Source organism: Gordonia jinhuaensis, assembly GCF_014639795.1.
Taxonomy (GTDB): domain Bacteria; phylum Actinomycetota; class Actinomycetes; order Mycobacteriales; family Mycobacteriaceae; genus Gordonia_B; species Gordonia_B jinhuaensis.
In genome coordinates, this window is record NZ_BMGC01000004.1 from 146,740 (window position 1) to 160,956 (window position 14,217).

Consider the following 14,217-nt stretch of genomic DNA (forward strand, 5'->3'; position numbering starts at 1 on the left):
CGGCGCTCGGTCAGTGCTCGCGGACCTGCACCTTCTTACGCTCGATGTTTCTTACGCTCGATGTCGGCCAGCGCACGCTCGAGTTCGGCGCGTTGATCGGCACCGGCGGCCCATGCCTGCTCGCGGTTCTTGACCACCTTGGCCGGGGCACCGACGGCGATGGAGAAATCCGGGATGGTGCCGCGGACCACCGCATGGGCGCCCAGTACGCAGCCACGACCGACCATCGTGTCGCGCAACACGGTCACCTTCGTCGCGATCCAGGTGTCCGGGCCGATGCGTACCGGCCCCTTGACGATGCCCTGATCCTTGATCGGCATCGTCACGTCGTCCATTTTGTGGTCGAAGTCGGTGATGTAGACCCAGTCGGCGACCAGTGTCGAGCCGCCGATCTCCACGTCGAGATAGGCGTTGACCACATTGTTCTGACCGAACACGGCTTTGTCGCCGATCCGCAGCGACCCCTCGTGGCAGCGGATGTGGTTGCCGTCGCCGATGTGCACCCATCGGCCGATCTCCACTCGTGCGAGCCCCGGCTCGGCGACGAACTCGATGTTGCGACCCAGGAAGACCATGCCGCGCAGCACCACATGCGGGTTGGCCAGGCGGAAACGCAGCAGTCGCCAGTAGCGGACCAGGTACCAGGGTGTGTAAGCGCGGTTGCGCAGCACCCAGCGCAGCGAATCGACGGTGAGGAAGCGCGCCTGCCCTGGCTCGCGTCGCCGGCCGGCGCTCCAGCGCGACCGCACCGACGGATTCCACATACTCGTCATGACGACACACGATAACCGACCCTTCACCGCGCCCACGGCGGTGAGGTGCCACACGATAGGCTCTCGAAGGCGGCGGCTGCGCGCAACGTGTGTTCGCCGCGCGAGCGGCGTCCGGCCGCCGGATGTGACGGGTGCGTGAGTTCAGAAACGGGAGCCAGATGTCGGTGAGGTCGGTCAGCGTGTGTCGCGAACGGGACACGAGACCACCGCGGCGGGGCTCCCGACAATCTCACCGACCGCGACTTCCCGTCGCCCTGAGCGTTCTCGCGACGCTCACCGCACTCGTGGCCACCGCATGCAGCAGCGGCACCGAGGATGTGGGTGGACGTGCATCGGCGGGCTGGTCGTCAGCCGGTGGCAACGCCGCCAACTCCAACTTCGCGGCGGTCTCCTCCGCGAGCGACCTGTCGCTGTCGTGGTCTCGTGACCTCGGCGGGCCCATCACCGCTCCGGTGGTGGTCTCCGGTAAGCAGAATGTGGCCGTCAGTGCCGCGACATCCGGCGGCTGTGCCTTCTTCCTCCTCGACTCCCGTGCCGGACGCAAGGACTTCTGCCGCCGGTTCGCCGACGGCGCCACCGCCAACGCGCCGCTGGTCGACCAGTTCGACAACTACTACATCGGTGAACCCGGAACCTTCTACTCGATCAACGCCGGTGGCGGCGTGCGCTGGAAGTTCGCCACCGAGGGCATGGCGCTGCCGGCGAAATTCGGCGCCCGCACCGTGGTGCTGGTGGCCACCACCCAGGGACAGCTGCTCGCACTGCGTTCACAGACCGGCGACCTGGTGGCCGCCCCGCTCAACCTGCGCCCCGACGTCCATCCCGATGACCCCACCGCCGGGCTCGACCAGTGCGCCGTCGGCGGCCCGCAGTGTGCCATCGCAGCGCCACCCGCCGTCGACACCGCCCGCCAGCGCGCCTACCTGATCGTGCGCGCCTCCGGGGCGTCGGCGGCACAGGTGGTCGGTGTCGACTACAGCGAGGTCGACGGCACCCGGAAACTGCGATCGGTGTTCCAGGCCGCCGTACCCGACGGCGCCACCGGCACGCCGGTACTGTCCGCGGACGGCACCACTCTCTACGTGTTCGGCACCAATGGCCACCTCTACGCGATCGACACCGGCTCGGCCGCAGTGCGCTGGTCGTTCGACCTCGGCGGGTACGGCTACGGCACCATGTCGGTCTCACCCGAGGGCGTCATCATGCCCGCGCCCGCACTCGGCTCACCGGCGATCGCGCTGCGCGACAACCGCACCAGCGCCGCGCAGCTCTGGCGGCGCGACGACCTGCACACCGCCGGACTGCCCACGCTCGCCGAGGGCGGGACCGCGTGGGTTCCCGTCCGCGACCCCAACACCTCGCAGCTGTCGATCACCGAGGTGTCGGCACGCGATGGCACCACCAAGGGCAGTGTCGAGATCGGCCGGTCGGAGGGGTTCGTGACCGGGGTGTCGATCGGCACCGACGGCGCCATCGCCACCGCGGCGACCACCGGGACCGTCTACTACTTCACTCGGTCGCGCTGATTCACTCGGTCGCACTGACTCCGCTCTCTGACAGCGGCGCCCGCACGCCCGCACCACACAGGAACGCCGTCGACACCGACCCGATCCGGGTGATCACCAGGGCCATCGAGCTGTGACCCTTGAGCCGCAACCGTTTCCGTAGCGCGTCGGGATCCACGTCGACGCCGCGAACGGTGATCTCGAGGACACCGCAGTCGTGTTCGGCCAGTGCTCGGCGAATCTTCTTCTCCGTGAACGGAAGTCGTTCGATCACCGGCCAGCCGCGTTCACCGGCGGGCAGATCGTCACCGGTGAGATAGGCGATATGGGCATCGAGCTGCCACAACTGATGTCTGGTCGCGAACTGGCGCACGAGACCCGCCCGGATGACGGCGCCGTCGGGGTCGAAGATCCATCTGCCCGCCTCGCCGACCGTGCAGGTATCCGGCTCGGTGTCGTCGATGGTGAACGAGCCACCGCCGCTGCGCAGGACGGTCGCGCGCGTGACGCCCGGACCGACGGTGGAGAAACCCGACCAGAGGGTCGCCTCGCGCACGCCACCGTCGAGCGAGACGATCTCCACGTCGCCCTCGAATCCGAACCTGTTGCGCAGCAGCTGATAATCCAGGCCGGGAGCGCATTTGACCACCAGCCGACGATCAGCGTAGGTCACCATCAGCTCGGGCAGCGGCGGGACGAGATCCTCCAGCCGAAATGTCCGCCGACCACCGCTGCGCCGCGCCGGATCGGCGAACACCACCTCGGCCCGTGACGTCGGTGTGAGCGCGTCGGCGCGTGCCACCAGCACGGGCGTCAGCCTGCGTCGCCCTGCAGAACGCGCACTCTCCTCCGCACGCTCGGCGTTGTGCACGGCCATCGCCAGGCGTACCGGGTCCAGATCGCTGCCGATGACCCCGGAGATGCCCGTCGTCGAAGCCGCCGCGATGAGATCCGCGCCGATCGAGCACGTCACGTCGTGCACCGTCGCATCGGGGATCTGCGCCGCTATCCGCGCGGCGCGATGGGTGGCCACCGGCCATGCGGATGCCTGTTGCAACGCATCGTCGGTGGTCAGTACCTCGTCGGCGCCGGGAAGTCTGCCCACTGCTCTTCGGCGCAGTCGGGTGGTCTCGGCCAGCGCCGCCTCATGGCCGGGGTAGCGGCGTTTGAGTTCGGCGATGTCAGCAATCAGGGTGGCCGGTGTCAGTGCCAGCTCAGCGGCGCTCGACAGCGCCTTCTCGCCATGACGCGAGCGCAGGTAGCCGACGTCGTCGAGATCGAATTCATACGCCATCGCTTCTCGCTGACCAGCCCCTCATCCCGACGTCCGAGGATGCCCCGGCGGTGTTCAGTCCTGCGACGGCTTGGTCCCGGTGATGACGATGTTGTAGAAGAACTTCTGCGGAACCACCCGGTGCAGCAGTTTCTCGTCGACCCACGTGAGCTTCTTCCACCCACCGAAGGCGAATCGGGCCCAGCCCCAACCCAGCTTCTCCGGAGGGACAGCGGCCTCGAAGGTCCGCACCGGCCAGCCCAGCACTGCCGCGGCGAGCTCCTCGGTGGCGGTGTCAACCTCGGTGGCACCGGCACGGCGCGCGAGATCTGCCAGCTCACCCGGATCAAAGGTGTGGATGTCGACAACGGCCTCCAGCGCTGCGGCGCGCGAGGACTCGTCGAGTTCGGACTGCGGACGCCGCCACGACTGCAGCGGACCGAATTTGGTCACATTGGTCGTCGCCCACCAGGTGGCGCGGGAGATCCACCGCGCATAGAAGTCCCCGATCGTCGACGGCTCCCCGGCGAACACGAACCGCCCGCCCGGCTTGAGCACACGCAACACCTCACGCAGCGACTGCTCCACATCCGGGATGTGATGCAACACCGCATGCCCCACGACGAGGTCGAAGGTGTTGTCCTCGTACGGGATTCGTTCGGCATCGGCGACCCGGCCATCCACGTCGAGACCGAGGTTCTCGGCATTGCGCAGTGCCACCTTGACCATGCCCGGCGACAGATCGGTCACCGAACCCTTCTCCGCGACACCACTCTGCATGAGATTGAGCAGGAAGAAACCGGTGCCGCAACCGAGTTCGAGTGCCCGTCCGTAGGGCAGTTCAGCGTCGGCGGCCACGGCGTCGAAACGTCCTCGCGCATAGTCGATGCACCGCTCGTCGTAGGAGATCGACCACTTGTCGTCGTAGGTCTCGGCCTCCCAGTCGTGGTAGAGGACCTGCGCGAGCTTGGTGTCGGCGTATGCGGCGGCGACCTGCTCCTCGGTGGCGTGTGGATTGGGGGCGGGATCGTGCTGAGAGGTCGTCACGGGGTCAGAACCTTCCTGGTTCGTCTGCGTCGATGAGTGATCATCATCGTGCAGGCGGTCGTGTGCTGGTCGGGTGGATGCATCGCCCACGCCCACGTGTAGGGAGTGCGCGGGGCCGGACATGGTGAGCCCGTCCCCGGAGACGCGAGGGGCGACTGCGCGTCACTTTCCTTCGAAAACTGCCTTACCCGGCCCACTCTCGACGAACGAACGCATACCGGTGGCACGATCCTCGGTGGCGAACAGCGAAGCGAAGTACTGCTTCTCGATCTTCAGGCCGGTGCTGAGATCGGTGTCGAGCCCCTCGTCGACGGCCGCCTTACCGGCGGCGAGTGCGACCGAGGCGGCGGTCGCGAACTGCGCGGCCCAGCGGAGTGCGGCGTTGTAGACCTCGTCGGGTGCGACGACCTCGTCGACCAGTCCGATCCGCAATGCCTCGTCGGCCTTCACATGACGTCCGGTGAAGATCATGTCCTTGGCCTTGGCCGGTCCGACCAGGCGGGCCAGCCGCTGGGTACCGCCCCCGCCGGGGATCACGCCGAGAAGCACTTCCGGGACACCGAGTTTGGCGTTGTCGCCGCAGATGCGGCGGTCGGCGGCGAGCGCCACTTCCAGTCCGCCGCCGAGTGCGTATCCGGTGACGGCCGCGACGGTCGGCTTGGGGATGGAGGCCAGCGCACCGAGACCGGCTTGCAACTCGCCGGCGATCTTGTTCATCTCGACGAACGTCATGGTGTTCATCTCTTTGATGTCGGCGCCGGCGGCGAACACCTTCGGCCCGCCGTAGACCACCACGGCCTTGATGTCGTCGCGGATCGAGGCCTCACGGGCCACCTCGAGGAGCTCGGTCTGCACCTGCCGGTTCAGCGCGTTCATCGGGGGCCGCGAGAGCGCGATGGTGGCAACGCCGGGATGATCCTCGTTGATCTCGAGTGTCACAAACTCCGTCATGCCATGAAAGTTACCGCAGAGTCGCCGAGCCGGTGACGGGTAACCTCGCGTCATGAGCGCCGCACACGGCGATCCGGTCGACATCGAGGTGGACGGACGGACGATTCGGGTCACCAACCCGAACCGCGTCTACTTCCCCGCCCGCGGCGAGACGAAACTCGACCTCATCGGCCACTACCTGGCCGTCGGCGACGGGATCGTGCGGGCGCTGCGTGAGCGCCCGTGCATGCTGCACCGTTATCCGCGCGGGGTTGACGGTCCGAAGATCCATCAAAAGCGGCTGCCGGGCGGTGCACCCGACTGGGTCGACACCGTCGAGGTCTACTTCCCGCGGTATGGGCGGACCGCCGACGAACTGTGCGTCACCGAGCTCGGTTCGGTGATCTGGGCGGCGCAGATGTCGACGGTGGAGTTCCATCCGTGGAACTCGCGGCGTGGCCATGTCGAACAGCCCGACGAGTGGCGTATCGACCTCGACCCGATGCCCGACTGCGATTTCGCCCGAGTGCGCCGCGTGGCCGCGGTGGCCCATGAGGTACTCGACGAGCTCGACATCCGCGGCTTCCCCAAGACCTCGGGCGGGCGGGGCCTGCACATCTACGTGCGCATCCGGCCCGAATGGGGTTTCGCCGACGTCCGTCGGGCCGCACATGCCTTTGCGCTGGAGGTGGCGCGACGGGCCCCGCACGACGTCGCGACCCAGTGGTGGCGTAAGGACCGCGACCCGTCGACGGTCTTCGTCGACTACAACCAGAACGCACGCGACCACACGATCGCCGCGGCCTACTCGGTCCGCGGCAACGCCCTGGGAACCGTCTCGACACCGGTCACCTGGGCCGAGATCGACCGGATCGAGCCGAACGATTTCACCATCGCCACCGTCGCAGCCCGCTACGCCGAGGTCGGCGATCTGCACGCCGAGATCGATGACGTCGCCTTCGGGCTCGACACGCTGCTCGACTGGGCCGACCGCGACGACCTCGCCAGCTGACCCGCCGCACCCGAGAACCTCACCCGCCGTCAGGAGCTCACAGGCGCGCGAACCGGAAGTAGTCCTGCGCACCGTCGAAGGCCAGCGGGACGGTGCCGTCGGACACCTGTGTGGGCATGATGGCGGTGATGGGCCGATGTGCGGCCAGCGCATCCTCGACGCACGAATACGCCGCCAGATCCGTCAACTGCGTCCAGGTGGGCGGGAGCAGCATGTGATGATGCCGCTCCCATTCCGCCAACGCGTGTGCGGGGGTGGCCCACCCTGTCGACAACGCCTCGGTGGTCCGTCCGTCGGCCTCCTGCCCCTCGGGCAGTGCGGCGAGGAAGAAGCGCGTGTCGTAGCGACGCGGCTCGGATTCGGGGGTCACCCAGTGCGCCATCGGGCGCAGCAGATCAGCACGCAGCGTCAGGTTGCGCGAGCGCAGCAACCCGGCCAGCGAAAGGTCCTTCGCGACCAGATCCGCCCGCGCGTGTGCCAGATCACCGGGCGCCGGGAACCGGCCCGCTGCATCGCTGGCCAGCAGCACCCCGCACTCCTCGAAGGTCTCGCGCACCGCCGCCGCGACCAGTGCGGTCGCCGTGGCCGTGTCGGTGGCGAATTCGCGTGCCCACCACTGCGGTTGCTCTCCCTGCCAGTCGAGGTCCTGTTCGGCGTCGCGGAGATCGACACCGCCGCCGGGGAACACCGTCATCCCGCCGGCGAATGCCATCGCTCGCACCCGCCGCATGAGGAACACTTCGAGGCCGGGGTCGCCATCGCGGATGAGTACGACAGTCGCGGCGTCACGTACCGGCGGGGCCTGAGCCGCGCTGTCCGACTCCGGCGACTCGGATGCAGCCGGGGCCTGGACGTCGGCCGGGGTCTGGACAGCAGCCGGGGTCTCGGACGGCGACGCGTCAGGCGCGTCTGCGGCGGTGTGAGCCCGCGGGGCGCGTGCGGCGGGCGAAGAATCGGTCTCCATCTCGAGTGAGAGTAATCGCCTGACTGAACGTCGTGGACAGATTCTCCGAAGTGATCACGTCGTCGATGAGACCCTGGGACACCACCTCGCCGTGCTTGAGGAGCATGGCGTGGGTGAAGCCCGGCGGGATCTCCTCCACATGATGGGTGATCAACACCGAGGCCGGCGCGTCGGGGTCCAACGCCAGCGTCGACAGCCGCGCGACCAGCTCCTCGCGGCCGCCCAGATCGAGGCCGGCCGCCGGCTCGTCGAGCAGCAGCAGTTCGGGGTCGGTCATCAGCGCCCTGGCGATCAGCACACGCTTGCGCTCGCCGTCGGACAGGGTGCCGTACCGACGGTCGGCGAGGTGTTCGGCGCCCACCGATTCGAGGGTCTCCACGGCCTGGTCGCGGTCGATGTCGTCGTAGGTCTCCTGCCAGCGACCCAACACCGAATACCCCGCCGAGATCACCAGATCCGACACGATCTCGTCGGCGGGCACACGCGCGGCCATCGCCGCTGTGGTGACGCCGAGGCGAGTGGACAGATCACGAATACTGGTGGCGCCCAACCGTTCCCCGAGAACGAACGCCGTACCCGACGTAGGGTGCATCTCACCGGAGGCAACCCGCATCAACGTGGTCTTCCCCGCGCCGTTGGCCCCGAGAATCACCCAGCGCTCATCGAGTTCGACCTGCCAGGTGATCGGCCCGACAAGCGTGGCACCACCGCGCACAACGGTGACATCGTCGAAATCGATCAGGAGGTCGGGGTCGGTGTCTCGCACCTCCCCAATCCTGCACCATCTGCCGACCAGACGCTGTCAGGGGGTGGACTCAGGCGAGCACGAAATCGGCGAAATCGAAGCCGGGTGACACCACGCAGGTCACCAGTGACGCCTCGTCGCCGGCCGGGCGAGCGCGTTGCCATTCGCCGGGGGCGATGACGAACTGAGGGCGGTCACCGGCAGCCAGGTCGGGCCCCAGGCGCACGGTGTGGGCACGTCCCGGCGCCGCTGCGCCGCCCCCGATCGACAGCTCGACCGGGGCGCCCCGGTGATAGAGCCAGATCTCGGCACCGCGCACCCGATGCCATGCCGACTGTTCGTCGGGCAGCAGGAGGAACAGGATCGCCGTGGCGCTCGCGCGGGGGGCCTCATACCCGTCGGGCAGGATCGACGTGGGCACGGTGACGTCCGATACCCAGGTCTGCCGGAACCAGCCCCCTTCGGGATGTGGCCGCAGGTCGAGCCCATGCGCCCAGTCGGGAAGGCGGGCGGTGCGCTCATCGTCGGACGCCGGCCTGTTCTCGCCGTCGAGGTCATCGGTCACGACTCACCACACTAGGCGCGCACCGCTCGCCGGGCGCGGTGACGTACCTGCCTGCCCCGCGCCCTGCCATCGTGGTCATCGCGCCGCGGCGTCCCGGCCCCGGGCCTTGCCATCCCGGTCACAGAGTCGCGATGACCGTCACCGAACCCGGCGCGATCTCGGTGAATCCGGCGTCACGCACGGCGACCGAACCCTGTGATGCCTCCGCGTAGAGAAGCGCCTGCCAGCGCACCGCGTCGGTCTGGCGGACCCGGCAGGGGCAGCCTCGGTCGTACCAGTCACGTGCGGCGTCGAGGGTCATCAGCTTCACGGCGAGCATGGACCCGTGGCCCACCTGCGCGGCGAGTTTGCCAGTGGTCATCTCCAGGTCGGGGTTCACCCACAGCGACACCGCGCCGTCTCCGCGCCCGTCGGCTCCCTCGAGCTCACCAGGGACGTCGGTCCCGCCGATCTGCAGGCGCGCGATCCGCTTGTCGACCGCACCCACCGGACCCGGGACGATCGCCCGGGCACGCGCACCACCGACCTCGGCAGTCACACCGTCCACCTCGCCGGCCGCATCCCACTGTGCCCCGCGCGCCCGGCGTGCGATCTTGCGGATCCGGGCATCACACCAGTCGTCGAGGGCCTGCGCCCACGGGCCGGGCTGGGTACCCGCGCGGCGATCCTCGCCGGTCGGGTCGCCGCCGGCTGCATCGGGATCGGGGGTCGGATCTGTCCGCGGATCCAGGCACAGCTGTGCCACGGCGGTGGCCGCGGCGGCGAGCAGACTCGCACGTTCGGGTGGCTCGTTCTTCTCGATCCGCAGCACCACCGGCATCGCGAGCACCTGCCCGGGATCTCCCGGATCGGAGTCGGCGCCCGCATACGACGCGAGACGTCGGTATCGGTCGGCGAATGTCATCGACGAGACCCCATCACCGGCCGCAGCTCAATCACCAGTCGCACGTCAGTGCAGCGGTACGCGTCGCAGGACACCGTCGACCGCGTCGGCCGCCTCGATCTCGTCGCGGGTGACGCCGAGGATGAACAGCACCGCGTCGAGGAACGGGTGATGCAATGCGGCATCGGCCACCTCGGCGAGCGCGGGTTTGGCGTTGAACGCGATCCCCTGTCCGGCGACGGTGAGCATGTCGATGTCGTTGGCGCCGTCGCCCACGGCGACGGTCTGTTCCATCGGCACACCCACCTGATCGGCGAATGCCCGCAGCGCGCGCGCCTTACCCGGCCGGTCGACCACCTCGCCGATCACGCGGCCGGTGAGTTTGCCGTCGACGATCTCGAGGGTGTTGGCCCGCACGAAGTCCAGTTCGAGTTCGTGCGCCAGCGGATCGATGACCTGGCGGAACCCGCCGGAGACCACGCCGCAGTGATAACCGAGACGATGCAGCGTCCTGATGGTGGTCCGGGCGCCGGGCGTGAGCTCCAGGTCGGCGGCAACCTCGTCGATCACCGACGCATCGAGTCCAGCGAGCGCCTCGACGCGCCGGTGCAGTGATTCGGCGAAGTCGAGTTCACCGCGCATCGCGGCCTCGGTGACCGCGGCGACCTCGGCCTCACGACCGGCCCGCGCGGCGAGCATCTCGATGACCTCACCGCGGATCAGCGTGGAGTCCACGTCGAACACGATCAGACGTTTGGCGCGCCGGGCGAGACCACCGCGCTCCACGGCCACGTCGATGTTGTGGTCGGCCGCGATGGCCGCCAGCCCGCGACGCAGGGCCGCGTCGGAGGCCACATCGTCGCGCGGAACGCTGACGAGCAGTTCCAGGCCGGTCACAGGATAGTCAGCGATCCCCCGGATGGAGTCGATGTTGCCGCCCTGACGTGCCAGCTCGGCGGCGATCGCCCGGAAGGCGCGCGCGGTGACCGGCTGGCCGAGCAGCACCACCGCGTGGCTGGACACCACATGTTTACCCGGCGCCGCGCCGACCTCCACGGTCGCCTCGACACCGATGGAACTCATCGCCTGTTCGACGACCTCCTGCAGGTGCTCCGGGTCTCCGGGCACCTCCACGAGGATCCCGAGCGTGAGCCGGCCGTAGATGACCACCTGCTCGACGTCGAGAAGGCTGACCATCTCACCGGCGAGCGCACCGAGAAGCAGAGACGTGACTCCGGGCTTGTCGGGACCGGTGACCGTGATCAACACGGTCGATGCGGTCCCGGCAAGCCCGGAGTCGTCAGAAAAGTTGTCGCTCACCTTCAGCTGGGATCAGCATCCGCGGAGGACTCGTGACTTCCCACCGTCAGTGGTTCACGACGAGCATCCTCGGCATTGTGGCCGCCGCCACCGACGTGCGCCTCATCGTGCATCCGCTGAACCATATGCGGATAGTGCAGCTCGAAGGCGGGGCGCTCCGAACGGATGCGGGGCAGCTCGGTGAAGTTGTGCCGCGGCGGCGGGCAGCTGGTCGCCCACTCGAGCGAGTTGCCGAAGCCCCACGGGTCGTCCACCGTGACGACCTCACCGTAGCGGTAGCTCTTGAAGACGTTCCACAGGAACGGCAGCGTCGAGATACCCAGGATGAACGCGCCCAGCGTCGAGACCTCGTTGAGGTGCGTGAAGCCGTCGGACGGGAGGTAGTCGGCGTAGCGACGGGGCATACCCTCGGCGCCCAGCCAGTGCTGGACCAGGAAGGTGGTGTGGAAGCCCACGAACGTCAGCCAGAAGTGGATCTTGCCCAGACGTTCGTCCATCATCCGGCCCGTCATCTTCGGGAACCAGAAGTAGATGCCGGCGTACGTGGCGAACACGATCGTGCCGAAGAGCACGTAGTGGAAGTGCGCCACCACGAAGTAGCTGTCGGACAGGTTGAAGTCCAGCGGCGGGCTCGCGAGGATCACGCCTGTCAGACCACCGAAGAGGAACGTCACGATGAAGCCGACCGAGAAGAGCATCGGCGTCTCGAACGTGATGTGCCCCTTCCACATCGTTCCGATCCAGTTGAAGAACTTCACACCGGTGGGGACCGCGATGAGGAACGTCATGAAGGAGAAGAACGGCAGCAGCACTGCGCCGGTGGCGTACATGTGGTGTGCCCACACCGCGACCGACAGCGCCGCGATGCCCAGCGTCGCGTAGATCAGGCCGGTGTAGCCGAAGATCGGCTTACGGGAGAACACCGGGTAAATCTCCGAGACGATGCCGAAGAACGGCAGCGCGATGATGTAGACCTCGGGGTGACCGAAGAACCAGAACAGGTGCTGCCAGAGAATGGCTCCGCCGTTGGCCGGGTCGTAGATGTGTGCGCCGAACGTGCGGTCGACGTACAGACCCATCAGGGCCGCGGTCAGCAGCGGGAACACCAGCAGGATCAGGATGCTGGTCACCAAGATGTTCCAGGTGAAGATCGGCATGCGGAACATCGTCATACCGGGTGCACGCAGGCAGACCACGGTGGTGACCATGTTGACGCCACCGAGGATGGTGCCCAGACCTGAGACGGCCAGACCCAGGATCCACAGGTCGGCGCCGGCTCCGGGCGAGTGCACGGCGTCGGTCAGGGGCGTGTACGCCGTCCAGCCGAAGTCCGCGGCACCGCCGGGGGTCAGGAAGCCGCCGATGGCGACGGTCGAGCCGAAGACGAACAGCCAGAATCCCAGCGCGTTGAGGCGCGGGAAGGCCACGTCGGGCGAACCGATCTGCAGCGGCAGAACGTAGTTCGCGAACCCGATCACGATCGGGGTCGCGTACATGAGGAGCATGACGGTGCCGTGCATCGTGAACAGCTGGTTGAACTGCTCGGTCGACAGGAACTGCATGCCCGGGTGTGCGAGCTCGGCGCGCATGAGCAGCGCCATCAGGCCGCCGATCAAGAAGAACGCGAAGCAGGCGGTGATGTACATCTGGCCGATCAACTTGTGATCGGTGGTGGTGATCAATTTGTAGAAGAACGAGCCCTTGAGCCCCTTCCGCTCCGGATAGGGGCGGACCGGGGCCAGTTGAGTTACGGGCTGGTCTACGGCTGTCACAGATCCTCCTGCCTGCGCGGCCTCGTGATGGGTCACGACACTGATGCCGTGGACAAGACACGACGATGATTCGCTGGGTTGATCGTAAACCCTTCGAAGCGCCCTGACCCACTGGGTACGAAGTCACATCGTAGACCGGGTCCTACGCGGTGTCGTAGGTCCCTCCCCTCCGATGTCCGGCATGCCCGATCGCCTGCACAAACACTGCGACACACCGTGTGCCCGCGCAGGTTCGGCGATTGCGGCGGCCGCGTGGCGGCACCCGTCCGACAACGGGTGCTAGCGTGATCGCGTCGCAGGCGCGACACATGCTGGGGATCCGCACGGATCCGACACGGGACGGGGGTTCGAGGTGCGGGTGCAGACCACGACTCGTGCCCGGACGCCGCATCCGCCCACGCGAAACTCACGTCGGTCCCGGGGTTCTGGCCGTGTCACCCGCCGTATCCGTCACGGCGTGTCGCTGCTCTGCGTGAGTGCTGCGGTCACGGCCCTGGCCGCATGCGGCGGCGGCTCCAGCGACATCCCCGCGACCGAGAGCTCGGTCAGCGAGATCCCCACGAAATTCGCCGACGTGAGCATCGCCGAGCCTGCCCGCAGCGTGGCGCGTTCCTGCCTGGCGCCGTCGGCACCGGACGCCGGGGCGCCCGATGCCGCCCGTATCGCCGTCACCGACATCTCACTGCTCGACCCGCTGTGCGCGCTGGGCGAGCAGACGAAGGTCGTGGCCGTCACCGCAGAGCGGTCCGCACTCCCCTACTATCTGGGACCCACCGTCACCAACCTGCCGGCTCTCGGTTCGGCTCCCGATCCCGCGCGCGCCCGCGACACCCACCCCGACGTGGTTCTCACCACCGATCCGGCCTCGGCAGCCGCACGCGCGTTCGGCACGGCCAAGGTCGTCACGATCGACCCGAAGGCCGATTGGCGTACCCGTTTCCTCGCGGTCTCGGCGGCACTGGGGCGCGCGCAGACCGGCACCGCACGACTGTCCGATGTCGACGACTATGCACGCGCTGTCGGCGCGGGCGTCGACGCCCGGCACACCCAGGTCTCGCTGGTGCGCGTCCTCGACTCGTCGACCGTGTTGCCCGGGGTCGACTCGTTCGCCGGCCAGATCCTCACGCTTATGGGCGCCGACCGGCCCAAGCCGCAACGCGGCGCACAGGTGACACTCACCGACGACAACTTCGACGACGCCGACGGCGACATCATCTACGTGAGCTACCCGGCGGGTGAGACGTCGCAGTCGCGGGCCGAGGCACTCCTCAAGAGCGATCGTTGGCTCTCGCTGGGAGCGGTCGGCTGGAAGCGCGAGTTCATCTCCGACGACTACGTCTGGTACGAGGGGCAGGGTGTGATCGCGGCCCGATGGGTGGTCGCCGATCTGCAGCGCACCATCAACGGCGCGACCAGCTGAGCAGAGTC

General features: G+C 68.0%; 13 protein-coding genes. 3 read left to right on the plus strand and 10 right to left on the minus strand.

Annotated elements, in window-relative coordinates:
* Positions 1-35: 35 nt before the first annotated feature.
* On the minus strand, positions 36-773 hold the full coding sequence (locus IEW22_RS04575; RefSeq protein WP_188585412.1) for an acyltransferase: 738 nt from the start codon (positions 771-773) through the stop codon (positions 36-38).
* A 284-nt stretch (positions 774-1,057) separates the two neighbouring features.
* On the opposite strand from IEW22_RS04575, the gene IEW22_RS04580 reads away from it, so the two are divergent.
* Entirely contained in the window at positions 1,058-2,299 is a 1,242-nt protein-coding gene (locus IEW22_RS04580) for a PQQ-binding-like beta-propeller repeat protein (RefSeq protein ID WP_188585413.1), read from the plus strand.
* 1 nt (position 2,300) lies between these two features.
* Here IEW22_RS04580 and IEW22_RS04585 read toward each other — a convergent pair whose 3' ends face one another.
* The 3 genes from IEW22_RS04585 to IEW22_RS04595 all read right to left on the minus strand — a co-directional run bounded on the left by IEW22_RS04585 (position 2,301) and on the right by IEW22_RS04595 (position 5,549).
* Positions 2,301-3,572: a THUMP-like domain-containing protein gene (locus tag IEW22_RS04585; RefSeq protein ID WP_188585414.1), complete on the minus strand. Its 1,272-nt coding sequence runs from the start codon at positions 3,570-3,572 to the stop codon at positions 2,301-2,303.
* Between the two features lie 54 nt (positions 3,573-3,626).
* A complete protein-coding gene (locus tag IEW22_RS04590) occupies positions 3,627-4,598 on the minus strand; it encodes a class I SAM-dependent methyltransferase (protein ID WP_229742175.1) in 972 nt (323 codons plus the stop codon).
* A gap of 162 nt (positions 4,599-4,760) precedes the next feature.
* Complete coding sequence (locus IEW22_RS04595; protein WP_188585416.1) at positions 4,761-5,549, minus strand: enoyl-CoA hydratase/isomerase family protein; 789 nt, start codon at positions 5,547-5,549, stop codon at positions 4,761-4,763.
* 52 nt (positions 5,550-5,601) lie between these two features.
* Between IEW22_RS04595 and ligD the strand changes: the two genes are divergently transcribed.
* Positions 5,602-6,540 carry a non-homologous end-joining DNA ligase gene (gene ligD, locus IEW22_RS04600; RefSeq protein WP_188585417.1) on the plus strand — a complete coding sequence of 313 codons (939 nt, stop codon included), beginning with the start codon at positions 5,602-5,604 and terminating at the stop codon, positions 6,538-6,540.
* Between the two features lie 37 nt (positions 6,541-6,577).
* Here ligD and IEW22_RS04605 read toward each other — a convergent pair whose 3' ends face one another.
* The 6 genes from IEW22_RS04605 to ctaD form a co-directional block, all read right to left on the minus strand.
* Positions 6,578-7,504, minus strand: coding sequence for an NUDIX hydrolase (locus IEW22_RS04605; protein WP_229742176.1), 927 nt, complete (start codon positions 7,502-7,504; stop codon positions 6,578-6,580).
* Positions 7,440-8,270, minus strand: coding sequence for an ABC transporter ATP-binding protein (locus IEW22_RS04610; RefSeq protein ID WP_188585418.1), 831 nt, complete (start codon positions 8,268-8,270; stop codon positions 7,440-7,442). The genes IEW22_RS04605 and IEW22_RS04610 overlap by 65 nt, the downstream gene beginning before the upstream one ends.
* 49 nt (positions 8,271-8,319) lie before the next feature.
* Complete coding sequence (locus IEW22_RS04615; RefSeq protein WP_188585419.1) at positions 8,320-8,814, minus strand: cupin domain-containing protein; 495 nt, start codon at positions 8,812-8,814, stop codon at positions 8,320-8,322.
* A 118-nt stretch (positions 8,815-8,932) separates the two neighbouring features.
* Positions 8,933-9,718, minus strand: a complete 786-nt coding sequence (locus IEW22_RS04620) for an aminoacyl-tRNA hydrolase (protein ID WP_188585420.1) — start codon at positions 9,716-9,718, stop codon at positions 8,933-8,935.
* A 45-nt stretch (positions 9,719-9,763) separates the two neighbouring features.
* Positions 9,764-11,017, minus strand: coding sequence for a phosphoserine phosphatase SerB (gene serB, locus IEW22_RS04625; protein WP_188585421.1), 1,254 nt, complete (start codon positions 11,015-11,017; stop codon positions 9,764-9,766).
* A 2-nt stretch (positions 11,018-11,019) separates the two neighbouring features.
* Positions 11,020-12,789 carry an aa3-type cytochrome oxidase subunit I gene (gene ctaD / locus IEW22_RS04630; protein ID WP_188585422.1) on the minus strand — a complete coding sequence of 590 codons (1,770 nt, stop codon included), beginning with the start codon at positions 12,787-12,789 and terminating at the stop codon, positions 11,020-11,022.
* Between the two features lie 472 nt (positions 12,790-13,261).
* Here ctaD and IEW22_RS04635 point away from each other — a divergent pair, with 472 nt between their 5' ends.
* A complete protein-coding gene (locus IEW22_RS04635; RefSeq protein WP_188585423.1) occupies positions 13,262-14,209 on the plus strand; it encodes an ABC transporter substrate-binding protein in 948 nt (315 codons plus the stop codon).
* Positions 14,210-14,217: the final 8 nt, after the last annotated feature.

What these genes read in the sequence shown, in the direction of transcription:
- IEW22_RS04585 (WP_188585414.1), bottom strand. Translation starts at nt 3,572, where the DNA reads ATGGCGTATGAATTCGATCTCGACGACGTCGGCTACCTGCGCTCGCGT.
- IEW22_RS04605 (WP_229742176.1), bottom strand. Translation starts at nt 7,504, where the DNA reads ATGGAGACCGATTCTTCGCCCGCCGCACGCGCCCCGCGGGCTCACACC.
- IEW22_RS04595 (WP_188585416.1), bottom strand. Translation starts at nt 5,549, where the DNA reads ATGACGGAGTTTGTGACACTCGAGATCAACGAGGATCATCCCGGCGTT.
- ligD (WP_188585417.1), top strand. Translation starts at nt 5,602, where the DNA reads ATGAGCGCCGCACACGGCGATCCGGTCGACATCGAGGTGGACGGACGG.
- IEW22_RS04620 (WP_188585420.1), bottom strand. Translation starts at nt 9,718, where the DNA reads ATGACATTCGCCGACCGATACCGACGTCTCGCGTCGTATGCGGGCGCC.
- IEW22_RS04575 (WP_188585412.1), bottom strand. Translation starts at nt 773, where the DNA reads ATGACGAGTATGTGGAATCCGTCGGTGCGGTCGCGCTGGAGCGCCGGC.